This is a genomic window from Sabulicella glaciei (assembly GCF_026183895.1).
GTDB lineage: Bacteria > Pseudomonadota > Alphaproteobacteria > Acetobacterales > Acetobacteraceae > Roseococcus > Roseococcus glaciei.
The window spans coordinates 104,599-127,247 of the sequence record NZ_JAPFQI010000004.1 but is presented as its reverse complement, the minus strand read 5'-3'; the positions used below and the strand labels follow the sequence as shown (position 1 = coordinate 127,247).

At 70.2% G+C, this 22,649-nt stretch carries 20 protein-coding genes; 11 read left to right on the top strand and 9 right to left on the bottom strand.

Annotation, left to right across the window (positions count from 1 at the left end; genetic code table 11):
* Nucleotides 1-21: 21 nt before the first annotated feature.
* Nucleotides 22-1,713 (top strand): AMP-dependent synthetase/ligase, encoded by a 1,692-nt coding sequence (locus OF850_RS08440; RefSeq protein ID WP_301589570.1) that lies wholly within the window; start codon nucleotides 22-24, stop codon nucleotides 1,711-1,713.
* Nucleotides 1,714-1,780: 67 nt separating this feature from the next.
* On the opposite strand, the gene OF850_RS08435 is transcribed toward OF850_RS08440, so the two are convergent.
* Nucleotides 1,781-2,947, bottom strand: a complete 1,167-nt coding sequence (locus tag OF850_RS08435) for an OmpA family protein (protein ID WP_301589569.1) — start codon at nucleotides 2,945-2,947, stop codon at nucleotides 1,781-1,783.
* Between the two features lie 130 nt (nucleotides 2,948-3,077).
* Here OF850_RS08435 and OF850_RS08430 point away from each other — a divergent pair, with 130 nt between their 5' ends.
* The gene (locus tag OF850_RS08430) at nucleotides 3,078-5,072 is read left to right on the top strand and encodes a protein-disulfide reductase DsbD family protein (protein WP_301589567.1); all 1,995 of its coding nucleotides are present in this window, start codon (nucleotides 3,078-3,080) and stop codon (nucleotides 5,070-5,072) included.
* Here OF850_RS08430 and OF850_RS08425 read toward each other — a convergent pair.
* From OF850_RS08425 to dnaG, 3 genes are all read right to left on the bottom strand, one after another.
* Nucleotides 5,062-5,631, bottom strand: coding sequence for a GNAT family N-acetyltransferase (locus OF850_RS08425; protein ID WP_301589564.1), 570 nt, complete (start codon nucleotides 5,629-5,631; stop codon nucleotides 5,062-5,064). The two genes, OF850_RS08430 and OF850_RS08425, sit on opposite strands and share 11 nt — an antisense overlap.
* Nucleotides 5,631-7,550, bottom strand: coding sequence for an RNA polymerase sigma factor RpoD (rpoD, locus tag OF850_RS08420; RefSeq protein WP_301589562.1), 1,920 nt, complete (start codon nucleotides 7,548-7,550; stop codon nucleotides 5,631-5,633). Before rpoD ends, OF850_RS08425 begins: the two co-directional genes overlap by 1 nt.
* 64 nt (nucleotides 7,551-7,614) lie before the next feature.
* Nucleotides 7,615-9,387: a DNA primase gene (gene dnaG, locus OF850_RS08415; RefSeq protein ID WP_301589561.1), complete on the bottom strand. Its 1,773-nt coding sequence runs from the start codon at nucleotides 9,385-9,387 to the stop codon at nucleotides 7,615-7,617.
* A gap of 52 nt (nucleotides 9,388-9,439) precedes the next feature.
* On the opposite strand from dnaG, the gene OF850_RS08410 reads away from it, so the two are divergent.
* A complete protein-coding gene (locus OF850_RS08410) occupies nucleotides 9,440-9,646 on the top strand; it encodes a DUF3126 family protein (RefSeq protein ID WP_207538662.1) in 207 nt (68 codons plus the stop codon).
* Nucleotides 9,647-9,673: 27 nt separating this feature from the next.
* Here the strand turns inward: OF850_RS08410 and OF850_RS08405 are convergent, their stop codons facing one another.
* A complete protein-coding gene (locus OF850_RS08405; protein ID WP_301589559.1) occupies nucleotides 9,674-10,126 on the bottom strand; it encodes a GatB/YqeY domain-containing protein in 453 nt (150 codons plus the stop codon).
* Between the two features lie 91 nt (nucleotides 10,127-10,217).
* Between OF850_RS08405 and carA the strand changes: the two genes are divergently transcribed.
* The 6 genes from carA (at nucleotide 10,218) to OF850_RS08375 (ending at nucleotide 17,700) form a co-directional block, all read left to right on the top strand.
* Nucleotides 10,218-11,576, top strand: coding sequence for a glutamine-hydrolyzing carbamoyl-phosphate synthase small subunit (gene carA / locus OF850_RS08400; protein ID WP_301589558.1), 1,359 nt, complete (start codon nucleotides 10,218-10,220; stop codon nucleotides 11,574-11,576).
* Nucleotides 11,573-12,325: an SDR family NAD(P)-dependent oxidoreductase gene (locus tag OF850_RS08395; protein WP_301589556.1), complete on the top strand. Its 753-nt coding sequence runs from the start codon at nucleotides 11,573-11,575 to the stop codon at nucleotides 12,323-12,325. The genes carA and OF850_RS08395 overlap by 4 nt, the downstream gene beginning before the upstream one ends.
* A gap of 27 nt (nucleotides 12,326-12,352) precedes the next feature.
* The gene (locus OF850_RS08390) at nucleotides 12,353-12,610 is read left to right on the top strand and encodes a hypothetical protein (protein WP_301589555.1); all 258 of its coding nucleotides are present in this window, start codon (nucleotides 12,353-12,355) and stop codon (nucleotides 12,608-12,610) included.
* 5 nt (nucleotides 12,611-12,615) lie between these two features.
* Nucleotides 12,616-15,876, top strand: a complete 3,261-nt coding sequence (gene carB, locus OF850_RS08385) for a carbamoyl-phosphate synthase large subunit (RefSeq protein WP_301589554.1) — start codon at nucleotides 12,616-12,618, stop codon at nucleotides 15,874-15,876.
* Nucleotides 15,877-15,977: 101 nt separating this feature from the next.
* Nucleotides 15,978-16,448, top strand: coding sequence for a transcription elongation factor GreA (greA, locus tag OF850_RS08380; RefSeq protein WP_301589552.1), 471 nt, complete (start codon nucleotides 15,978-15,980; stop codon nucleotides 16,446-16,448).
* A gap of 46 nt (nucleotides 16,449-16,494) precedes the next feature.
* Nucleotides 16,495-17,700: a threonine ammonia-lyase gene (locus OF850_RS08375; RefSeq protein ID WP_301589550.1), complete on the top strand. Its 1,206-nt coding sequence runs from the start codon at nucleotides 16,495-16,497 to the stop codon at nucleotides 17,698-17,700.
* Here OF850_RS08375 and OF850_RS08370 read toward each other — a convergent pair whose 3' ends face one another.
* Nucleotides 17,701-18,201 carry an Lrp/AsnC family transcriptional regulator gene (locus tag OF850_RS08370; protein WP_301589548.1) on the bottom strand — a complete coding sequence of 167 codons (501 nt, stop codon included), beginning with the start codon at nucleotides 18,199-18,201 and terminating at the stop codon, nucleotides 17,701-17,703.
* 62 nt (nucleotides 18,202-18,263) lie between these two features.
* On the opposite strand from OF850_RS08370, the gene trxB reads away from it, so the two are divergent.
* Together trxB and OF850_RS08360 are read left to right on the top strand one after the other, a co-directional pair.
* Complete coding sequence (gene trxB / locus OF850_RS08365) at nucleotides 18,264-19,310, top strand: thioredoxin-disulfide reductase (RefSeq protein ID WP_301589546.1); 1,047 nt, start codon at nucleotides 18,264-18,266, stop codon at nucleotides 19,308-19,310.
* The gene (locus OF850_RS08360) at nucleotides 19,310-20,215 is read left to right on the top strand and encodes a LysR family transcriptional regulator (RefSeq protein WP_301589671.1); all 906 of its coding nucleotides are present in this window, start codon (nucleotides 19,310-19,312) and stop codon (nucleotides 20,213-20,215) included. Before trxB ends, OF850_RS08360 begins: the two co-directional genes overlap by 1 nt.
* A 222-nt stretch (nucleotides 20,216-20,437) precedes the next feature.
* Here the strand turns inward: OF850_RS08360 and OF850_RS08355 are convergent, their stop codons facing one another.
* The 3 genes from OF850_RS08355 to OF850_RS08345 are packed head-to-tail and all read right to left on the bottom strand — an operon-like array spanning nucleotide 20,438 to nucleotide 22,571.
* The gene (locus OF850_RS08355; protein ID WP_301589545.1) at nucleotides 20,438-21,388 is read right to left on the bottom strand and encodes a Bug family tripartite tricarboxylate transporter substrate binding protein; all 951 of its coding nucleotides are present in this window, start codon (nucleotides 21,386-21,388) and stop codon (nucleotides 20,438-20,440) included.
* A 56-nt stretch (nucleotides 21,389-21,444) separates the two neighbouring features.
* Nucleotides 21,445-22,038: a thiamine pyrophosphate-dependent enzyme gene (locus OF850_RS08350; protein ID WP_301589544.1), complete on the bottom strand. Its 594-nt coding sequence runs from the start codon at nucleotides 22,036-22,038 to the stop codon at nucleotides 21,445-21,447.
* Between the two features lie 5 nt (nucleotides 22,039-22,043).
* Nucleotides 22,044-22,571 carry a decarboxylase gene (locus OF850_RS08345; RefSeq protein ID WP_301589543.1) on the bottom strand — a complete coding sequence of 176 codons (528 nt, stop codon included), beginning with the start codon at nucleotides 22,569-22,571 and terminating at the stop codon, nucleotides 22,044-22,046.
* Nucleotides 22,572-22,649: the final 78 nt, after the last annotated feature.

Here is a 22,649-nt window from a genome sequence, read left to right as displayed (position 1 = left end):
GCCGCAAGGGGAGGAGGATTCATGGCGCGAGGTCTGGCGAACGCGACGAGCCTGCCGAGGCTGCTGCTGGGGTTGACGCTGGAGGATCCGGGGCGGCCCATGCTCGGCTACTGGCGCGACGGCGCGTGGCGCCGCATGGCGCGCGGAGACTTCGCCCAGGCCGTCGCGGATGCCGCCGCGGGGCTGCGCGCCCAGGGCGTGACGCCCGGGGACCGCGTCGTGCTGGTGGCGGAGAACCGGCCGGAGTTCATGATCGCGGACAACGCCGTCATGGCGGTCGGCGCCGTCACCGTCCCCACCTACGTCACCAACACCGTCGCCGACCACGCCCATATCCTGCGCGATTCCGGCGCCCGCGCTGCCATCGTCTCCACCCCCGCCCTGGCCGCCCGGCTGCGTCAGGCGGGGGAACTCGACCTGCTGGTCTGCATGGACGACGCGCCGGCGGGCACGCTGCCATGGGCGGAGCTGACGGGCACCCACGCCGATGCGGCCGCCCTGATCGCGGAGGTGGAGCAGATCCCGGAAGGGCGCCTCGCCTGCCTCGTCTACACCTCGGGCACGGGGGGCACGCCGCGCGGCGTGATGCTGCCGCACCGGGCGCTACTGGCGAATTGCCGCGCCGTCAGCGTCCTGGTCGGCAAGCTGCTGCGCATGCCGCGCGAGGCGACCTACCTGTCCTTTCTGCCCATGTCCCATTCCTACGAGCACACGGTGGGCGGCTTCATCATGCCCTCGGCAGGGGCGGAGGTCGTGTTCTCGCGTGGCGCCGACCGGCTGGCGCAGGAATTCGCGCAGCACCGCCCGCACATCATCACCGCCGTGCCGCGCCTGTTCGAGGTGCTGCGCGAGCGGATCACCGCGCAGGTGGAGAAGGCCGGCGGGCTGCGCGCGACGCTGTTCCGCCGTGCCCTGGCACTCGGCCTGCGACGCCTCGACGGGCCGAAGCTGGGCTGGCTGGAAAGGCTGGAGGATGCGGCGCTGGACCGGCTGGTCCGAAACAAGGTGCGCGACCGCTTCGGCGGGCGGCTGGAGGCGTTGGTCTCCGGCGGCGCGCGGCTCGACCCGGCCCTGTCGGGCTTCTTCCTGGCGCTCGGCATCCCGGTCATCCAGGGATATGGCCAGACCGAGGCCGGGCCGGTGATCAGCGTGAACCTGCCCTGGGACAATGACCGCCGCAGCGTGGGCCGCCCCCTGCACGGCGTGGAGGCGCGGCTGGGCGAGGATGGCGAGCTTCTGGTGCGCGGCGCGCTGGTGATGGACGGCTACTGGAACAATCCTGCGGCGACGGAATCGGCGCTGCGCGAGGGCTGGCTGCACACGGGCGACGTGGCGGAGATGCGCGACGGCCGCATCTACATCACCGATCGCAAGCGCGACTTCATCAAGCTGAAGGGTGGCGACATGGTCGCCCCCGCCAAGATTGAGGCGCTGCTGGCCGGGGAGCCCGAGATCGCGCAGGCTGTCGCCGCGGGCGAGGGACTGGCCGGGATGGTGGCGCTGGTCGTCCCCGCCGAGGGGCGCGAGGCGGAGGTGGAGCAGGCGATCCGCCGGGTGAACGGGAAGCTCTCGCCGGTCGAGCGCATCCGCCGCCACGCCGTCCTGCCCGAACCCTTCACGGTGGAGAACGGGCTGATGACGCCCACCATGAAGGTGAAGCGCCGCCAGGTGCTGGAACGGCACGGCGGGCTGGTCGAATCCCTCGCCTCCTGACCGGCGCGCATGAAAAAAGGGGCACCCGGAGGTGCCCCTTTCCCTTTGCCTCGGAAGGCCGTCCTGCTTAGCGCAGGACGATCTCCACGCGGCGGTTCTGCGGCTCGCGCACGCCGTCGCCGGTCGGAACCAGCGGGCGGCTCTCGCCGAAGGCCTGCACGCCGATCTCGCTGCGCGACACGCCATTGCGGACCAGTTCCGCGGCCACCGCCTCGGCGCGGCGCTCGGACAGGCGCTGGTTGTACTGCGGGGTGCCCGAGCGGTCGGCATGGCCCGAGACCTCGATCCGCGTGGACTGCGTCCGGCGCGAGTTCTGCGCCGCGTCGCTGATGATCTGGCGGGCGCGGTCGGTCAGGTCGGCGCGATCCCAGTCAAAGAACACCAGGTAGGTGCGGGCCGGGGCCGGGGCCGGGGCCGGAGCGGGCGCTACGGCGGCGACCGGCGCCGGGCGCGGCTGGTTGAAGGCATAGCGCACGCCGAGCAGGACGGAGTGGTTGTGGCTTTCCGCCTTCAGCGTGCCTCCGGCGATGCCGAGATTGCCCGGCGTGGTCACGGCGCGCGTGTTGAAGCGCTGCGGCTCCATGCCGAAGTAGCGGTACTCGGCCGTGATGGACAGGCCGGGCAGCGCGGTGATCGGGAAGGCCGCGCCGACGATGCCCTGCCAGGCCAGGCCGCCCTCGGTCGCGCGCGAGCGGAGCGCCGCCGTGCCGGGGACGTTGTGGACGCTCACCTGGTCCCACTCGCGCCAGGCGTAGCCGATGCCGCCGCCGATATAGGGGATCACGGCCGGCACGCCGGGGATCAGGAAGTCGTAGTAGACGTTGCCCATCACGCCATAGGTACGCTGCAGGCCGGAGGCGCGGCCGGCGAGATTCGCGCCGGGGAAGCCGCGGACCTTCTGGATATCGTTCTCGCGGTAGTTGCCCTCGATCTCCAGGCGCAGGCCGTTGCCCAGGCCCCAGCCGATGGCGCCGACGCCGACGAAGCCCGGCTCGAACACCGCCGTGCCGCGGCCCGTCACGCCCGCCGCGCCCAGGCCAGCGGCCAGGGTGCGGTCCGGGCTGACGCGCACGTTGTTGTGGAAGTTCACACCGGCGCCGGCGCCGATGTACAAGCCGGTCACGGCCTGTTGCTGCGAAACGCGGAAGCCGTCCATGAAGCCCTGGGCAGCGGCGACGCCCGGCAGGGCGAGCACGGCGGCCCCGGCCAGGAGCGTGGTCTTGATGCGGGACATGGAATTCTCCCCTCGGAGTTGCACGATCATGCCGGGCCGAACCCGATCCGGAGACCGGAGTTGCTGCACTGCGTCGCAACCGGTCGCGGGGTTGCATAAAAGCCACAGCCGATCCTTGTATCGCCTTGTCATGCCGCGCTTCCTGCTCCTGCTGATCCTGGCCCTGCTGCCCCTGCGCGGGCTCGCCGTGGAATCGGCCCCCGTTTCCTCGCCGCGCGCGACGGCGACCTTGCTCGCCGACCGCGCCGCCATCGCGCCAGGCGAGGAATTCCGGCTGATGCTGTTCCTGCGCCTCGCCCCTGGCTGGCACAGCTACTGGTCCAACCCGGGCGATGCCGGCGCCCCGCCCGAGGTGACGCTGCGCCTGCCCGAGGGCTGGTCCGCCGGCGACCTCCAGTTCCCCGCGCCAGAGCGCATCCCCTTCGGGCCGCTGATGAATTTCGGATACAAGGGCGAGGTCGGCTTCCCCTTGCCCGTCAGCGCCCCCGCGACGCTCCGCCCGGGCGAGGCGGTAACCATCGAGGCCGAAGCGACATGGCTGGCCTGCGCCGATGTCTGCATCCCAGAGGAAGGGCGCTTCATGCTGACCCTGCCGGTGGAGGCCGCGCCCTCCCCCGCCAGCCTTCCGCGCTTCATGGCGGCCGAGGCAGCGATGCCACGCCCCTCCCCTTTCTCGGCACGGCTTTCGCCGGAGGGCGTGCTGGCCGTCGAGGGCGAGGCGATCACCCCTGCCGCGGTGCGCGGCGCCGCCTTCTTTCCCTTCGAGCAGTCGCGTTTCCTCAACGCTTCGCCTCAGCGCCTCGCCCTGCGCGAGGGCAGGCTGACCCTGGCGCTTACCCCTGCCCCCGGCGCTTCGCCTGGAGCCGCCGAAGGGGTGCTGGTGCTGACGGATGCGGGCGGCCAGCGCGCCTCCTTCACCCTGCGCGCCGAACCCGGGCCGACTGTCCCAGCCGAGGGCACGGGACTGTGGCAGGCTCTGGCGCTGGCGGTGCTGGGCGGGCTGATCCTGAACCTCATGCCCTGCGTCTTCCCGGTCCTCGCCATGAAGGCGATGGCGCTGGCCCGGCTGGGCGGTGCGGAAGCGCGGGCGGTGCGCGGCGACGCCATGGGCTACGTGCTGGGCGTGCTGGCGGGTTTCGTCGCCCTGGGCGGCGTGCTGCTGGCGCTGCGGGCCGGTGGCGCCGCGGCGGGCTGGGGCTTCCAGTTTACCCATCCGGCTTTCGTCGCCGCCTTGGCCTGGGTGATGCTGCTGGTGGGGCTGAACCTGTCCGGTGTCTTCGCCATCCGTGGCCCGGCGCTGGGCGGCGCGCGCGGCGCCTTCGGCACCGGCCTCCTCGCCGTGGTGGTGGCGACGCCCTGCACGGCGCCCTTCATGGCGACTGCGATCGGCGCCGCCCTGCTGCTTCCCGGCTGGGGGGCGCTGTTGGTCTTCGCCGCCATGGGGCTCGGCCTCGCCCTCCCCTACGCCGCGCTGGCCGCCTTTCCGGCGCTGGCGCGCAGCTTCCCGCGCCCCGGCCCGTGGATGGAACGGCTTCGGCAGGTCCTCGCCTTTCCGATGTACGGCGCGGCAGCGTGGCTGGTCTGGGTGTTGGCGCAGCAGGCTGGTCCGGACGGGGTTCTGGTCGCGCTAGCCGGCGGTGTTCTGGTCGCCATGGCCGCCTGGGCCTTCGGCACCGGGGCACGGCCGGGCCGCCTGCTTGGGCTCGTTGCCGCCGCACTGGCCCTGGCCCTGCTGCCGGGGCTGGAAGGCTCACCTGCCGCCGCGTCGCGCCCTGCCCTGTCCGGCGAGGCCTGGTCGCCCGACCGCCTGGCCGCGCTGCAGGCAGAGGGTCGACCGGTCTTCGTGAACCTGACCGCCGCCTGGTGCATCACCTGCAAGGTGAATGAGCGCATCGCCCTCGACACGGAGGCGACGCGCGCCGCCCTGGCCGAGCGGAACGTGGCGGTGCTGGTGGGGGACTGGACGCGGGGCGATCCGGCCATCACCGCGCTGCTGCGCGCGCATGGCCGCGACGGCGTGCCGCTCTACCTGCTGTATCCGGCCGGGCGCGGCGCACCCGTCATCCTGCCCCAGCTCCTCACCGAGGGCACGATGCTGGAGGCGATCTCCGCCCTCAGATCTTGAGGTGCTCCGGGATGGGCAGGCCCAGCCGGTCCGGCACCGGCCATTCCTCGCGCACGGTGCGGAGCCGGGTGAATCCGGCCTTTTCGTAGTTCGGCAGGGCGCGCGGGTGGTCCGCGGTGCAGGTGTTGACCGTCAGGGTCGCGCAGCCCTCGTCCCAGGCGGCGCGGATCGCATGGTGCAGCAGCGCGATGCCCAGCCCTTGCCCGATCGCCCGCGGCAGCAGGCCGAAATAGGCAAGGTTGATCGCGGGCCAGGGGCGCCGGTCCAGCTCGTAGAAGCCCAGCTCCCCCGTCGCATCGCGCGCGACATGGATGCTGATGCGCCGGTCGGCCAGAATCACGTCCAGCTCCGCATCCGACAGGGTGCGGCGCAGCCACCAGACATAGTCGCGCCCCACCGCGTCATAGAGGTGGCGATACTCTTTCACCGAAGCGCGGGGCCGCCGCCGCTCCACCGTCACCCCTGCGGGCAGGCCGGGGACCGGCCCCTGGGGGGCTCGGTCCATGCGCAGAAAGGTCACGTCCACCACGATGCGGGTGACGGGCTCGGCCAGGAACATCAGTGCTCCAGGAAGGAGCGAAGCTTCCGGCTGCGGCTCGGATGCTTCAGCTTGCGCAGCGCCTTGGCCTCGATCTGACGGATGCGCTCGCGCGTCACGTTGAACTGCTGTCCGACCTCCTCCAGCGTGTGGTCGGTGTTCATGCCGATGCCGAAGCGCATGCGCAGCACTCGCTCCTCGCGCGGGGTGAGGGAGCCCAGCACCCGCGTCGTCGCCTCGCGCAGATTGGCCTGGATGGCGGCGTCCAGCGGGATGACGGCGTTCTTGTCCTCGATGAAGTCGCCGAGGTGGCTGTCCTCCTCGTCGCCGATCGGCGTCTCGAGGGAGATCGGCTCCTTGGCGATCTTCAGGACCTTCCGCACCTTCTCGAGCGGCATCCCGAGCTTCTCCGCCAGTTCCTCCGGCTGCGGCTCGCGGCCGATCTCGTGCAGCATCTGGCGCGAGGTGCGGACCAGCTTGTTGATCGTCTCGATCATGTGAACCGGGATGCGGATGGTCCGCGCCTGGTCCGCGATGGAGCGGGTGATCGCCTGCCGAATCCACCAGGTGGCGTAGGTGGAGAACTTGTAGCCGCGGCGGTACTCGAACTTATCCACCGCCTTCATCAGGCCGATATTGCCCTCCTGGATCAGGTCCAGGAACTGCAGGCCGCGATTGGTGTATTTCTTGGCGATGGAGATCACGAGGCGCAGATTGGCCTCGATCATCTCCTTCTTCGCGCGGTTCATGTCGCGCTCGCCCTCGGCGACCGTCTTGTAGACGCGACGGAACTCGCCGACCGGCAGGCCGGAGGCGGTGGCCACCTGCGCGATCTCGGCGCGGATATCCTCCAGCTGCTCGCGCGACTTCGCGGCGAAGGCCTGCCAGTACTTGTTCTTGATCTTGCCGACGCGGTCCAGGAAACCCGGGTCCAGCTCGGAGCCGATCCAGTGCTCCAGGAACTCCTCGCGCTTCACCTTGCTGGCGAGGGCGAGGCGCATCACCTGCCCATCGAGCGTGGTCAGCTTCTTGTTGAGCGCCTTGAGCTGCTCGACCAGTTCCTCGATGCGGTTGTTGTGGAGGTGGACCTTGCCCACCAGCGCCACCAGCTCCTGCCGGGACTTCTCGTAGGTCTTCTCCGACCGTCCGGCCAGCTCCCCGCCCGAGGTGTAGGCGTCCATGCGCTTCGAGGAGAGCTTCTGCAGCTTGCCATAAGCGTCGCGGATCGCGTCGAAGGCGGCCAGCGCCTCCGGCTTCAGCTTCTCCTCCAGCGCGGAAAGGGACAGGCCGACGCCCTCGCCTTCCTCGCCCTCCTCGAACTCCTCCGGCTCGGCCGGGGCGCCCTCGGGGTTGTCGGCGTTGTTGGTGGCCTCGAGGTCGATCACGTCGCGCAGCAGCATGCGCGGCGGGTCGGCTTTCAGCGCGTCATGCCAGGCGAGGATGGCCTTGAAGGTCAGGGGGCTCTCGCAGAGCCCGCCGATCATGGTGTCGCGTCCGGCCTCGATGCGCTTGGCGATGGCGATCTCGCCCTCGCGCGAAAGAAGCTCGACTGAGCCCATCTCGCGCAGGTACATCCGAACGGGGTCATCGGTGCGGCCGAGGGTTTCCTCGTCGACGTTGCCGCCGGACTCCTCCTCCTCCTTCTCCTCGCCATCCTCCGAGCGGGCGGCCTTCTGGGTCTCGCCTTCCTCGGCTTCCTCGTTCTCGACGACGTTGATGCCGGCTTCCGACAGGGCGGCCAGCGTGTCCTCGATGAACTCGCTCGACACCTGCTCCTGCGGCAGGGCCTGATTCACCTCGTCCACTGTAACGTAGCCGCGCTCCTTGCCGCGGGCGATCAGCTTCTTGACCGCCGCCGAGGTCACGTCCAGCAGGACGCCCTCCACCGCTTCCTCGCGGGCTTCGGCCGTCTCGCCGCCATTCGCCGTCTTGCTCGCCATGCGCGTCACGCTCCGTTCGAGTCCGGGGGCCGAAAAAAAGCCCCCCTATAATATGGGGTCCGCCCTAGGCCCCCTCCGCCGGCTCTTCCGCCTCGCCCCGGCGCAGCGCGTCGAGCGCGGCGGCCAGGCGGATGACGCGGGTTTGCGCCCCGGCATCGGCCGTCTCGGTCAACTGCACCGCGGCGAGCCGGAGATCCTCCACCAGCTCGCTTTCGCCACGCAGAAAGCCGAAGAACTGCCAGAATGCCTCCAGCGCCTCGGCCGGGGTCGCATCGGGCTGGGCTCCCGGCGGCAGATCCGGCCGGCGCAGGACATCCACCGCCACGTCCGAGTTCGCGAGGTGGGCAAGAAGTTCCGCCGAGTCAAGGCGTTCCGCCGAAGGGAGCCACGCGAGCACGGCATCCCTCGCCTGCCGCAGCCGGCCCTCGGGGAAGTCCAACATGGCCAGGGGCTCCTCCACCTCGGGCAGGAGATGGGGGTGACGCAGGCAAAGGGCGAGCAGGATGGCGGCCCGCCCTTCCCTCACCTTTCCTTCGTCCGGCACCGGGCGAGCGTGGCGCGGCGGCGCCTTCAGCCCGGGACGGCGCGACTGGGCGAAGAAGCGGTCCAGCAGGACGCGACGGTATTCGGCGGACAGGGCCTTGTCCGGGATGGCGCCAGCGGCGGCCATCAGACGGTTCCGGATCAGCGCCCGCGCCTCGGGCTTCTCGGGGAGGGAGGGGCCGGCGATCAGCCCGAACAGCGCCTCGCCCATCGGCTGCGCCGCGTCGAGCACGGCCTGCATCCCACGCGGCCCATCGCGGCGGATCAGGCTGTCCGGGTCCTCGCCGCTTGGCAGGGTGGCGAAGCGCAGCGACTTCTCGGGCGTCAGCAGGGGCAGAGCCACCTCGGCCGCGCGCCCGGCCGCCCGCGCCCCGGCCGCGTCGCCGTCGAAGCACAGCACCGGCTCGGCCGAGACGCGCCACAGCTCCGCCAGCTGCTCCGCCGTCAGTGCGGTGCCCAAGGGCGCGACCGCGCCGCCGAACCCGGCCTGGTGCAGGGCGATCACGTCCATGTAGCCCTCGACCACCACGAGCGCCGCGCCGCGGAACACCGCCTCCCGCGCCAGGTCGAGGGCGTAGAGGGAGCGCCGCTTGGAGAAGAGCGAGGTTTCCGGCCCGTTGACGTATTTGGGCTGGCCGTCGCCCAGGATGCGCCCGCCGAAGGAGATGGTCCGCCCGCGCCGGTCGCGGATCGGGAACATGACCCGGTTGAAGAACAGGTCGGTGAGCCGGCCTTCCTCCCGCGCCTGCATCAACCCGGCCTCGACCAGCTGCGGCGCCTCGATCCCCTCCTCCCGCAGCTCGGCCAACAGGGCGCCGCGCCCGGCGCCGGACCAGCCCAGGCCGAAGCGGGCGATGGTCTCATCGGACAGGCCGCGTCCGCGCAGGTAGGACAGGGCTTCGGCGCCTTCGGGCTGGCGCAGGCGGCGAGCATAGCTGGACTCGGCGGCCCCCATCACGTCCTGCAGGTCGCGGGCGCGCCGCTCCCGCTCCCGGGCCTGGGGGGTGGGCTTGGGCACCTCCATCCCCGCCTCGGTGGCGAGGCGCTCCACCGCCTCCATGAAGCTCGCGCCCTCGGAGCGCATGAGGAAGGCGAAGGCATCGCCATGCGCGCCGCAGCCGAAGCAGTGGAAATGCTCGTCATAGACGTAGAAGGAGGGCGACTTTTCGTTGTGGAACGGGCAACACCCCTTCCATTGTCGCCCCGCCTTGGTGAGGCGCGTGCGCCGCCCGATCAGCCCGGGCAGCGGCGTGCGGAGCCGCAGCTCATCAAGAAAGGTGGGGGGCAGCGCCATGGGAATGCTGCCAAGGGTAGAGCAAAGCCGCCGGAGGGGGTAGGAGCGACCCATGAAGCCGAACGAAATCCAGGCCGTCCAGGCCCATCTCCGCAAGCTGCTGGGCTCCCAGCGCCTCCACATCCGCGCCGCCGCTAATCGCGGAGGGCCGGTGGAGCTGCTGGTGGACGGCGAGACGATCGGGACGGTGGACCGTGACGAGGAGGAAGGCGAGGTCGCCTACCACGTCACGATCACCGTCCTTTCCGAGGATCTCTGACGAAGCGGGGCGGGCGCGTCCCGCCCCTCAGCCGCCCAGCGCGGCCTTCACCAGCGGCCCGGCCTTGCTCATGTCCAGGCTGGCCGCGTGCTTCGCCTTCAGCGCGGCCATGACCTTGCCCATGTCCTTGGGACCGGCGGCGCCAGTCTCCGCCACGGCGTCGCGCACCGCGGCCTCCATCGCCGCCGCGTCCATCTGCTGCGGCAGGAAGGCCTCGATCACCGCGATCTCCGCCTCCTCCTTCTCGGCCAGTTCCGGCCGGTTGCCCTGGCGGTAGAGTTCCACGCTTTCCCGGCGGCTCTTGGCCATGCCCCGCAGCATCCCCACAATCCCTGCTTCATCGAGCGGCGGGCCGGGGCGGGCCGCGATGTCGGCGTCCTTCAGCTTGGCCGTGATCATGCGCAGCGTCGCCACGCGCGGGGCGTCCTTGGCCAGCATCGCCGTCTTCATTTCGGTGGTGAAGCGCTCGCGCAGCTCCATGATTCATTTCCCTTTCGCATCGGACTGGAAAGAATTTCCCATCCGCGGTTTCCACTTGCCAGTGGGAAGTCTTTTCCCTTATGCCGCCGCCATGCGCTCCGTGGAAGACATCCTTGCCCTGCTGGGTGGGGCCGAGGCCGCCGCCGCCCATTGCCAGGTCGGTACCGAAGCCATCCGGAAGTGGCGCCAGTCCCGTTCCATTCCCGCGAAGCACTGGCCTGCCATCCTGGCCGCCACGGGGCTTTCCCTGGCAGACCTCGCCGGCACCCCGCAAGAGAAGGAACAAGTCCCCATGGCCGATGAAGTCCCCCAAAGCGCCACCGCGGTGCTGGTGCTGGATGACGGCATGGTCCACTGGGGCGTGGGCTTCGGCGCCCATGGCACGCAGGTCGCGGAAATCTGCTTCAATACCGGCCTGACCGGCTACCAGGAGACGCTGACCGACCCGTCCTATGCTGGCCAGGTGATCTGCTTCACCTTCCCGCATATCGGCAACGTGGGCGCCAATCCCGAGGACATGGAGGCGGCCACTCCGGTCGCGCGCGGCGTCGTGGTCAAGCAGGACGTGACCGAGCCCTCCAACTACCGCGCCACCATGGACCTGCAGGAGTGGCTGAAGCGCCACGACATTCCGGGCATCGGCGGGCTCGACACGCGGGCGCTCACCGCGCGCATCCGCGACGGCGGCGCGCCCAACGGCGTCATCTCCTTTCCCGCCGACGGCCGGTTCGACATCCCCGCCCTGGTGGCCCAGGCCAAGGCCTGGCCGGGGCTGGAGGGAATGGACCTCGCCAAGGAGGTCACGGCCCGGCAGGCCTACAAGTGGAACGAGACGCGCTGGGCCTGGGGTGCCGGCTTCGGCAAGCTGGAAAGTCCGACCAAGCGCGTCGTCGCCATGGATTACGGCGCCAAGCGCAACATCCTTCGCTGCCTCGCCGATGCCGGCTGCGAGGTGACGGTGCTGCCCGCCACCGCGACAGCGGAGGACATCCTGCGCCACGAGCCCGACGGGGTGTTCCTGTCGAACGGCCCCGGCGACCCGGCTGCGACCGCCGAATACGCCGTGCCCGCGATCCGCGCCGTGCTGGACAAGAAGGTGCCGGTCTTCGGCATCTGCCTGGGGCACCAGCTCCTGGCGCTGGCCCTGGGCGCGAAGACCTACAAGCTCGATCGCGGCCATCGCGGCGCCAACCAGCCAGTGCAGGACCTGGGCACCGGCAAGGTGGAGATCACCTCGCAGAACCATGGCTTCGCCGTGGACGAGGCATCGCTGCCGCAGGGCGTGCAGGTCACGCACCGCTCCCTCTTCGACGGATCGAACGAAGGCATCGCCGCCACCGACCGCCCGGCCTTCTCCGTGCAATACCACCCGGAAGCCTCGCCAGGGCCTTCGGACAGCCACTACCTTTTCCATCGCTTCGTGAAGCTGATGGAGGACAACAAGGGATGATGTGGGACCTGTCGGGGCGCGTCGCGCTCGTCACCGGGGGCAACGGGGGCATCGGCCTCGGCATGGCGAAGGCGCTGGCAGCGAACGGCGCCGCCCTCGCCATCACCGGCCGCAACGCTGCCAAGAACGAGGCGGCGGCGAAGGAGCTGCCCGGGCAGACGCTGGTGATCGAGGCGGACCTGACGGCCAAGGGCGCGCATGAGCGCGTGCTGGACGAGGTCCGCAACCGCCACGGCCGCCTGGACATCCTGGTGAACAATGCCGGCACCAACATCCGCAAGCGGCCCGAGGAAGTGACCGACGCCGATTGGGAGACGGTGCTGGACACCAATCTCGGCTCGCTGATGCGGATGACGCGCGGCGCCTATCCGATGCTGAAGCAGCATCGGGTCGGGCGGGTTATCAACATCGGCTCGATCCTCAGCATCTTCGGCATGCCCTTCTCGCCGGCCTATGGCGCCTCCAAGGGTGCGGTGGTGCAGTACACCAAGTCGCTGGCCACGGCCTGGGCGGCGGAGGGCATCACGGTGAACGCGGTGCTGCCCGGCTGGATCGAGACGGAGCTGACCGACGGCGCCCGCGCCACCGTGCCCGGCCTCTACGAGCGGCAGGCCGCCCGCACGCCGATGGGCCGCTGGGGCAAGCCGGACGACCTCGGCGGCATCGCCGCCTTCCTCGCCTCCGACGCCGCCGGCTTCGTCACCGGCACCGCCATCCCGGTGGATGGCGGCTTCGCGGCAATGGGCTGAGCGGCGGAAGGGACGGCAAGCCAGGCCATGAACTTTGCTGTCCCCGTCATGGCCCTCGCCTATTCGGCGCTGGTGCTGTTCTGGCTCGCGCACGCGCTGCGCAAGCTCTACGCGCCGATGCGCGCCGCGATCACGGCCTTCGCCATCTCCGTGGCCGTGCATGCGGTGACGCTGCTGAGCCTCGACGGGGAATACCGCCTCGTCGCCCTCCTTTTCTGGGGCGTGCCGCACGCGCTGCTCCTGCCCCTCCTGCTCTTCCGCGCCCAGCGCGCCCAGAAAGGCTGACTGCCATGCCCAAGCGCACCGACATCCAGTCCATCCTCATCATCGGCGCCGGCCCGATCGTGATCGGCCAGGCCTGCGAATTCGATTATTCGGGCGCCCAGGCCTGCAAGGCGCTGCGGGCGGAGGGGTACCGGGTCATCCTGGTGAACTCCAACCCCGCCACGATCATGACCGACCCCGGCCTGGCGGACGCGACCTATATCGAGCCCATCACGCCCGAGGTGGTGGAGAAGATCATCGCCAAGGAGAAGCCGGACGCGCTGCTGCCCACCATGGGCGGCCAGACCGCGCTGAACACCGCGCTGAAGCTGGCCGATGCGGGCGTGCTGGAGAAGCATGGCTGCGAGCTGATCGGCGCCAAGGCCGAGGTGATCGACAAGGCCGAGGACCGCCAGAAGTTCCGCGACGCGATGACCAAGATCGGCATCGAGAGCCCGCGCAGCACCATCGCCCATACGATGGAGGAGGCGCGCGAGGGCCTTGCCCAGGTCGGCCTTCCCTGCGTCATCCGCCCCTCCTTCACCCTGGGCGGCACGGGTGGTGGCATCGCCTACAATAAGGAGGAGTTCGAGCAGATCGTGGCGGCCGGCCTCGACGCCTCCATGACCTCCGAGGTGCTGATCGAGGAAAGCGTGCTCGGCTGGAAGGAGTTCGAGATGGAGGTGGTCCGCGACCAGGCGGATAACTGCATCATCGTCTGCTCCATCGAGAACCTGGACGCGATGGGTGTTCACACCGGCGACAGCGTGACCGTCGCCCCGGCGCTGACCCTCACCGACCGCGAATACCAGCGCATGCGCGACGCCTCCATCGCCTGCTTGCGCGAGATCGGCGTGGACACGGGCGGGTCGAACGTGCAGTTCGGGATCAATCCGGTGGATGGCCGCATGGTCATCATCGAGATGAACCCGCGCGTGTCGCGTTCCTCCGCCCTCGCTTCCAAGGCCACCGGCTTCCCCATCGCCAAGGTCGCGGCGAAGCTGGCCGTCGGCTACACGCTCGACGAGCTTCAGAACGACATCACCCGCGTCACGCCCGCCTCCTTCGAGCCGACCATCGACTACGTGGTGGTGAAGATCCCCCGCTTCACCTTCGAGAAGTTCCCCGGCACCCCCGCCACCCTCACCACCTCCATGAAGTCGGTCGGCGAGTCGATGGCGATCGGCCGCTCCTTCGCCGAGGCTTTGCAGAAGGGGCTGCGCTCCCTGGAAACCGGCCTTTCCGGGCTGGATGAGCAGGTGCCGCCAGGCGACGGCGCGAAGCAGGCCTTCATCGCTTCCCTCGCCACGCCGCGGCCGGACCGCGTCCTGACCGTGGGGCAGGCGCTGCGGGCCGGGCTTTCCGTCGACGAGATCCACGCCGCCTGCAAGTTCGACCCCTGGTTCATCCGGGAGGTGGAGCGCATCGTCCGCGCCGAGGCCGAGGTGAAGGAAAAGGGCCTGCCGACCACGGCGCACGGCTTCCGCCGCCTCAAGGCGCTCGGCTTCTCCGACCTGCAGCTGGCGCGCGTCACTGGCAAGGGAGAGGCGGAAGTCTTCGCCGCGCGCGACAAGCTGGGCGTGCATCCGGTGTTCAAGCGGATCGACACCTGCGCCGCCGAGTTCGCCTCTGACACGCCTTACATGTACTCGACCTTCGAGGGCGGCTTCGGCACCCCGCACTGCGAGAGCCGCCCGACCGACAGCAAGAAGGTCGTCATCCTCGGCGGCGGGCCGAACCGCATCGGCCAGGGCATCGAGTTCGACTATTGCTGCGTCCATGCCTGCTATGCCCTGTCCGAGAAGCATGGCGGCGTCGCGGGCATCGAGACCATCATGGTCAACTGCAACCCCGAGACCGTTTCCACCGACTACGACACCGCGGACCGCCTGTATTTCGAGCCGCTGACGCCCGAGGACGTCATCGCCCTGATCCGCAAGGAACAGGAGCGTGGCGAGGTGCTGGGCTGCATCGTCCAGTACGGCGGCCAGACGCCGCTCAAGCTCTCCCAGGCGCTGGACAAGGCGGGCATCCCCATCCTTGGCACCAGCGCCGAGGCCATCGACATCGCCGAGGACCGCGAGCGCTTCCAGCAGTTGCTGAAGGGCCTCGGCCTGAAGCAGCCGCAGAATGGCATCGCCCGCAACCTCGACGAGGCGCTTAAAGAGGCGGAGCGCATCGGCTACCCGGTCGTCGTCCGCCCCTCCTACGTGCTGGGCGGGCGCGCGATGGAGATCGCCCACAACGCGGAGCAGCTTCGCCGCTTCGGCGCCGAGGCGGTGCGCGTTTCCGGCGAGAACCCCATCCTGATCGACCAGTACCTCCAGGACGCGATAGAGGTCGACGTGGACTGCATCGCCGACCGGGCGGGCAATGTCTACGTCGCCGGGGTGATGGAGCACATTGAGGAGGCGGGCATCCATTCGGGTGACAGCGCCTGCTCCCTGCCGCCCTACTCCCTCGCGCCGACGCTGGTGACTGAGCTCAAGCTGCAGACCGACGCCATGGCCCGCTCGCTGAAGGTGCAGGGGCTGATGAACGTGCAGTTCGCGGTGAAGAGCGGCGAGATCTTCGTCCTGGAGGTGAATCCCCGTGCCTCCCGCACCGTGCCCTTTGTCGCCAAGGCGACGGGCGTGCCGGTGGCGAAGATCGGCGCCCGGGTCATGGCGGGCGCGCTGCTGACCGAGTTCCGGCTGGATGACGACGCGGTGTCCCGCCACGTCGCGGTGAAGGAGGCCGTCTTCCCCTTCAACCGGTTCCCGGGCGTGGACGTCCTGCTCGGGCCCGAGATGAAGAGCACCGGCGAGGTCATGGGCCTCGACACCTCCTTCGAGCGCGCCTTCCTGAAGTCGCAGATGGGCGCGGGCGTGAAGCTGCCCGAGGGCGGGACCGCCTTCATCTCGGTGCGGGAGTCGGACAAGGCGGCGGCGGTCGGCATCGCCCGACGCCTGTCGGAGCTGGGCTTCCGCATCCTGGCCACGCGCGGAACCGCCGCGCGGCTGCGGGAGGCGGGGCTGGAGCCTGGCCTCGTCAACAAGGTGCTGGAAGGCCGCCCGCATTGCGTGGACGCCATCAAGTCCGGCGAGATCCAGCTGGTCATCAACACCTCGGGCGGCGGGCAGAGCGTCTCGGACAGCTTCGACATCCGCCGCTCGGCCCTGACCCAGGGGGTGCCGCACTACACCACCATGGCCGGGGCCCGGGCCGCGGTGGGAGCGATCGCGGCGCTGCGCGCGCAAACCCTTGATGTAGCGCCGCTGCAATCCTACTCTACCGCGTCGTTCTGACCACGGGCGGGGGCGATCAGGCCCCCTCCCCACCCCTCACCGCCGGAGCGAAGGAACGGGTCGTTGGCCCCGGCGGAAAAGCATCGCGAAGGACCGGAGCCTTGCAGAAGTTCCCCATGACCGCCGAAGGTCTGGCCAAGCTGGAAGAGGAACTGCGCCTCCTCAAGAGCGAGGAGCGCCCGTCCATCATCCGCGCCATCGCCGAGGCCCGCGCGCATGGCGACCTGAGCGAGAATGCCGAGTACCACGCGGCGCGCGAGCGGCAATCCTTTATCGAGGGCCGAATCGGCGAGCTAGAATCCATCATCCCCTCCGTCGAGGTGATCGACGTGTCCCGCATGACCGGCGACCAGGTGCGCTTCGGCGCCAAGGTCACGATCCTGGATGAGGAGACGGAGAAGGAGCAGACCTACCGCATCGTCGGCCAGTACGAGGCGGACATGAAGTCCAACTCCATCTCCCTGTCCTCGCCGCTGGCGAAGGCGCTGATGGGCAAGAAGGTCGGCGACAGCGTCGAGGTCCCTGCCCCCGGCGGCTCCCGCGCCGTCGAGATCACCCAGGTCAGCTTCTGACCGCGCCTGCGGCCGCCCGGCGACGGGCGGCCGGAAAGCCTGACCCATGCCCGTTACCCTCGCCGACATCCAGGCGGCCGCTGGCCGGATCGCCGGGCGCGTCCTCCGCACGCCGCTGATCGAAGCCCCGTCCGTGTCCCGCGCCGCGGGCGCGACCGTGCTGCTGAAGCTCGACAACCTCCAGGCCACGGGCGCCTTCAAGGAGCGAGGCGCGGCGAACCGCCTGGCCCTGCTTTCCGCGCGCGAGCGTGAGGCGGGGGTGATCGCCATGTCGGCCGGCAACCACGCCCAGGCCGTGGCGCGCCACGCCACGCTGATGGGGGTCTCGGCCACCATCGTGATGCCGCGCTTCACCCCGGCCAACAAGGTGCTCCGCACCGAGGGCTTCGGCGCGCGGGTGGTGCTGCACGGCGAGACCCTGGCCGAGGCCGCCGCCCACGCCCATGCGCTGGCGCGCGAGCACGGCTTCGTCTTCATCCACCCCTATGACGACCCAGGCGTCCTGGCCGGCCAGGGCACGCTGGCCCTTGAGATGCTGGAGGAAGCGCCGGAGCTCGAGGCGCTGATCCTGCCCACGGGTGGTGGCGGCCTTGTCGCCGGCTGCGCGGTCGCGGCCGCCGCGCTGCGCCCCGGCCTTCCGGTCTTCGGGGTGGAGGTGGAGGGCTACCCGGCCATGGCGCAGCGCCTCGCGGGGCGGCCGGTCCAGGTGGGCGGCCCGACCATCGCCGAGGGCATCGCCGTGCGCGACGTAGGGGAGTTGCCGCTGGAACTGCTGCGCAAGCACGGCGCCGAGGTGCTTGTGGTGCCGGAGCGCGCGGTGGAGCAGGCCATCGCCCTGCTGGCCGAGGGCGCCAAGGTGGTGGCCGAAGGTGCCGGCGCCGCCGGCCTCGCCGCCATCCTGTCCTTCCCGGAGCGCTTCGCCGGCAGGCGCGTCGGTACGCCGGTCTGCGGCGGCAACATCGACCCTCGCATCCTGTCCAACGTCCTGCTGCGGAACCTGCTTCGCGACGGGCGGCTCCTGCGCCTGCACCTGGACATCCCGGACCGCCCGGGCGTGCTGGCGGACATCGCCACCCGCGTGGCGGAGGCGGGCGGCAACGTGATCGAGGTCAGCCACCAGCGCCTCTTTGCCGCCCCTTCCGTCCAGACGGCGGAGCTGGAGCTGATGATCGAGGTGCGCGACCGCATCCAGGCCGATGCGATCGTGGCGGCGCTGGAGGCGGGCGACTACGTGGTGCGCCGCTCGCCCTGATCAGGGCGTGACCGGCACCCCGGCCTCGCTCTTGCCGATGCGGATGGTCTGCAAGGTCTGCACCCGCAGCACGTGCGGCGAGCCGGTAAGGCGTGAGGTCAGCTCGTTCTCGTGCGGCGTGTCCCGCGCCACGAGGCGCAGCAGGAAATCGCCCCCGCCGCGAATCATGTGACACTCGCGCACCTCGGGCCAGGAGGTCACCTCGGCCTCGAAGGCGTCCAGCACCGCCTGCTTCTGCGACTCCAGCCCGACGATGGCGAAGAAGGTGACATCGAAGCCGAGCGCCGCCGGCTCGATGTCGGCATGATAGCCGCGCAGCACGCCCGTCTCCTCCAGCCGGCGGACGCGGCGGAGGCAGGGCGGCGCGGACAGGCCGACACGCTGCGCGAGGTCGACATTGGTGATCCGCCCATCGGCCTGCAATTCGGCTAGAATCCGCAGGTCGATGGCGTCCAGATCGGCCCGGAGTCGGGCAGTCGTTTCCTTGCTGGTACCGGGCATGGCGCGCAATATCCTTGCGGATGCGGAGAAAGGCAAGCTCCGGGCTTGTCCCACATGGCTCGATGGGCAGATATGCACGCAACGCACACGACGCCCCGGATTCAACTGTGCCCACACACACGCCCCGCTTGCTGATCATCGGCGCAGGCCCTGCCGGCTACACCGCCGCCATCTACGCCGCCCGTGCTGGGCTCGCGCCCGTTCTGGTCGCGGGAATGCAGCCGGGCGGACAGCTGACCATCACCACCGATGTCGAGAACTACCCTGGTTTCGCCGAGGCGGTGCAGGGCCCCTGGCTGATGGAACAGATGCGTGCGCAGGCGGAACATGTCGGCACGAAGCTCGTCTACGACCTCGTCACCCGCGTGGACTTCTCCAGCCATCCCTTCGTCGCGGAGTGCGATTCGGGCGACCGCTACGAGGCGGATGCGGTGGTCATCGCGACCGGCGCACAGGCGCGTTGGCTCGGCATTCCTGGCGAAAAGGAGCTTTCGGGCTTCGGCGTCTCTGCCTGCGCCACCTGCGACGGGTTCTTCTTCCGCGGCAAGGATGTTGCAGTGATCGGCGGCGGCAACAGCGCGGTGGAAGAGGCGCTCTACCTCTCCAACCTCGCGAGGCACGTCACGCTGGTGCACCGGCGCGACTCCCTGCGGGCCGAGAAGATCCTGCAGCAGCGTCTCTTCGCCAAGGAGAACGTCACGATCCTGTGGAACCAGGTGACGGAGGCGATGCTCGGCACCGATACGGCGCGCCCCATCGCCCGCGCCCTGCAGCTGCGCGATGCGCGAAGCGGCGAGAGGCGGGAACTCCCGGTGGACGGCGTCTTCGTCGCGATCGGGCATGAGCCGGCCACTGCCCTGTTCCGCGGCCAGCTTGCGATGGACGAGGGCGGCTACCTCCTGGTGGAGCCGGGCTCGACCCGCACCACCGTCCCGGGCGTCTTCGCGGCGGGCGACGTGGCCGACCGCATCTACCGCCAGGCGGTGACCGCGGCCGGAACCGGCTGCATGGCGGCGCTGGATGCCGAGAAGTGGCTGGCGCACCGCGCGGCCTCGGCGCCCTCGTCCGCCTCCTACGGAACGGAAACCAGCAAGGAGAGGGTCGCGTGATGCCGCTCGACTGGGACAAGCTGCGCGTCTTCCACGCCGTCGCCGAAGCCGGTTCCTTCACCCATGCGGGCGAGACGCTGGCCCTGTCGCAAAGCGCGGTGTCGCGGCAGATCCAGGCCCTGGAGGAAGCACTCTCCGTGCCACTCTTCCACCGCCATGCGCGCGGCCTGATCCTGACCGAGGCAGGCGAGACGCTGAACCGCACGGTTCGCGAGGTCTTCGCCAAGCTCGCCATGACCGAGGCGCTGCTGACCGAGGGACGGGAACGCCCGGCCGGGCGGCTGAAGGTGACGACCACGACCGGCTTCGGGTCCACTTGGCTCGCGCCGCGCCTGCACCGCTTCCTGGAAGCGTATCCAGACATCAACGTGTCGGTGATCCTGGACGACGCCGACCTGGACCTGGCGATGCGCGAGGCGGATGTCGCCATCCGCATGCACCCGCCCCGCCAGCCGGACCTGATCCAGCGCCATGTCGCCACCTTCGGCTGGCGTATCGTCGGCGCGCCCGACTACCTGAAGCGCCACGGCATCCCGCAACGGCCGGAGGAGCTGGACGCGCACCGGCTGATTGTCTGGGGCGACTACCGGCCGCCCGTCGAGGAGATCAACTGGCTGGCCGAGATTGGCCGCAAGCCTGGACAGGGCCGGCGCGGCACGGTGGAGTGCAACAGCCTCATCGGCATGCTGCGCGCCGTGCAGTCGGGCCTCGGCCTCGCCGCCATGCCGGACTACATGGGTCCGGAGCTTGAGGGCCTGCTGACCGTCCTGCCGGAGCTCAAGGCACCGAAGATCAATGCCTACTTCGTGTATCCGGAGGAAATGCGCGCCTCGAAGCGGGTTTCGGTCTTTCGGGACTTCCTCGTCTCCGAACTGTCGCACCCTGCGGGCGGCGACCGAGCCTGATCATCTCCTTTCCACATCCTGGAAATTGCCCCGCGTCGCGCGCATGACTGAAGCGATGTTTTGCTGATTCCGCATGGCGGTGGGAGGAGTATTGATTCCTCCAACGGCGCGCGAGCGCTGTCGGGGCCTTCGGGTCCCACGTCTCCCAGACGTGAAGCCTCCCTGTATGACTTGGCCGCTAACTCCCTGAGTTAGCGGCCATTCTTTTGCCTGCAGCTCCCTTCAATCCACCGTGACGCCCGTGGCGCGGACCACTGGCGCCCACATCGCGTCCTGGCTGCGGATCGTCTCGGCCAGTTCGGCGCGGGTGGAGCCCACGGCTTCCGCGCCCAGTTCCCGCAGCCGCGCCACGACGCGCGGCTCACGTGCTGTCTCGCGCATCACCTGCTCCAGCCGCGCCAGGACCGGCTCAGACGTGCCGCGCGGCGCCATCAGCGCCAGCCAGGTCTCAGCGGAATAGCCGGGCACCGTCTCCGCCACGGTGGGCACGTCCGGCGCGAAGGACAGGCGCTGCGGCGAGGCGATGGCCAGGGCGCGGGCGCGGCCGTCGCGCGTCGGCGGCAGGCCGGTCACCACCGTGTCGGTGTAGGTGGTGATGGTGCCGTTCAGGAGGTCCGGCAGGGCCGGGCCGGTGCCGCGGTAGTGGACGATCGTGCAGTCCCGCTCCAGCGCGCGCATCAGCAGCGCGGTCGCTAGGTGCTGGGTGGTCCCCGCCCCCGGCGTGCCGCATGGGATGGGACCGCGCGCCAGCGCCGCCCGCAGCCCCGCCATGTCGGTGATGCCCGAATTGGGCGCGCTCATGAAGATGACCGGAATGGCAGCGAAGCGGCTAACGGGGGCAAGGTCGTTCAGCGGGTCGAAGGGCATGGAGCGGTAGAGGTGCCGGTTGATCACCAGCGGCCCCGCCGGGACCGCGCCCAGCGTGTTGCCATCCGGCGCCGCCTTGGCGACGGCGTCGGCGGCGATGTTGCCGCCCGCCCCGGTGCGGTTCTCCACCACCACGGTGCGGCCGAGGCGGCTGCCCAGCTCCTCCGCCATCACGCGGGTCAGCAGGTCGATGCCGCCGCCCGGCGGGAAGCCGACGATGAGGCGCATGGGCGGCTGGGCCTGCTGCGCCACCGCGGTGCCGGAGAGCAGCAGCGCGGCGGCGAAGGCAAGGAAGGGTCGGCGCATGATGGATTCCTGGTTGAGTTTCCCAGGCCGATCATGCCGCAGCGGAACGCGCCGCCCTAGCCCTTGCTGCCGACCCCGCGCATGAAGGCGTCGCGGATGCGCGACGGATCGCGCTCGGGCTGCGCCACCGCGGGCTGGCTGTCCACGCGCACGCCGATGAAGAACGGCCCCTCCCCGGCCAGCGAAGCGTCCACCAGCGATTCGAACTCCGCCTCGTCCGCCGCCCAATGGCTCTGCGGGAGGCCGCTGGCCCGCGCGATGGCAACGAAGTCGGTGCGCGCCGTCGCGGCCGGCGTCGGCTGCGAGCCGGTGATCTGGTAGACGCCGTTGTCCCACAAGATGACGCAGAGGTTGCGCGGCGCCCGCGTGGCGATCGTGGACAGGCAGCCCAACTGCATCAGCAGCGAACCGTCGCCCTCCAGCGCAAAGACGCGCCGCTGCGGCTGCGCCAGGGCGAAGCCCAGCGCGATCGGCGCGGCGAGGCCCATGGAGCCCAGCATGTAGAAATTCTGCGGCCGGTGGCCCGAGGCCCAAAGGTCGAAATTGCTGTTGCCGATGCCGCCGATCACGGCCTCGTCCTTCAGCTTGGCGACGAGGCGCTTCGTCAGGTCGAAGCGGTTCATCACCTTGGCGTTGTGCAGGGTTTCCATGGTCCTCACGCCTTCACGGTCTTGCCGCCGGTCAGCAGCGGCGAAAGGATCAGGCAGGCGGGCGCCTGCGTCGCGAAGGCCTGGCGCAGCGTGCGCTCAACGGTGAACTCTGTCTCGTCCAGCCGCGTGACGGTGTGGTGCTCCATCGCCAGCGCGTCCAGCACGGGCCGCATCGTCCGGCACACCAGTGCCTGGCCCAGGTTGAACTCGCCCAGCGTCCCGCGCTCCGACACCATCATCACCATCGGGATCTGCGCCGCGCAGGGCAGCGAGGCGATGACGTTGGCGAGGGTGGCGAAGCCGCTGGTCTGCATCAGCAGGATGCCACGCAGCCCGCCCATCCAGGCGCCGCACACGATGCCCACCCCCTCCTCCTCCCGCGCGACCGGGAAGGCGGTGAAGAAGGGATCGGCCTCGATCTCGCCGATCAGGGGGCGCAGCACGTTGTCGGGCACGTAGGTGACGAGACGGACCTCGCTTCGCCGCAGCACCTCCGTGATCACCCCGTGCCAAGTCATGGCCGCCTCCGCCATCCGCTTCCCCTCCGTTCGCGCGGCCGATGATAGGAGCCCCGGGGCACACGGAAAGCCCTGGCCCCCGCCTGCTCCGCT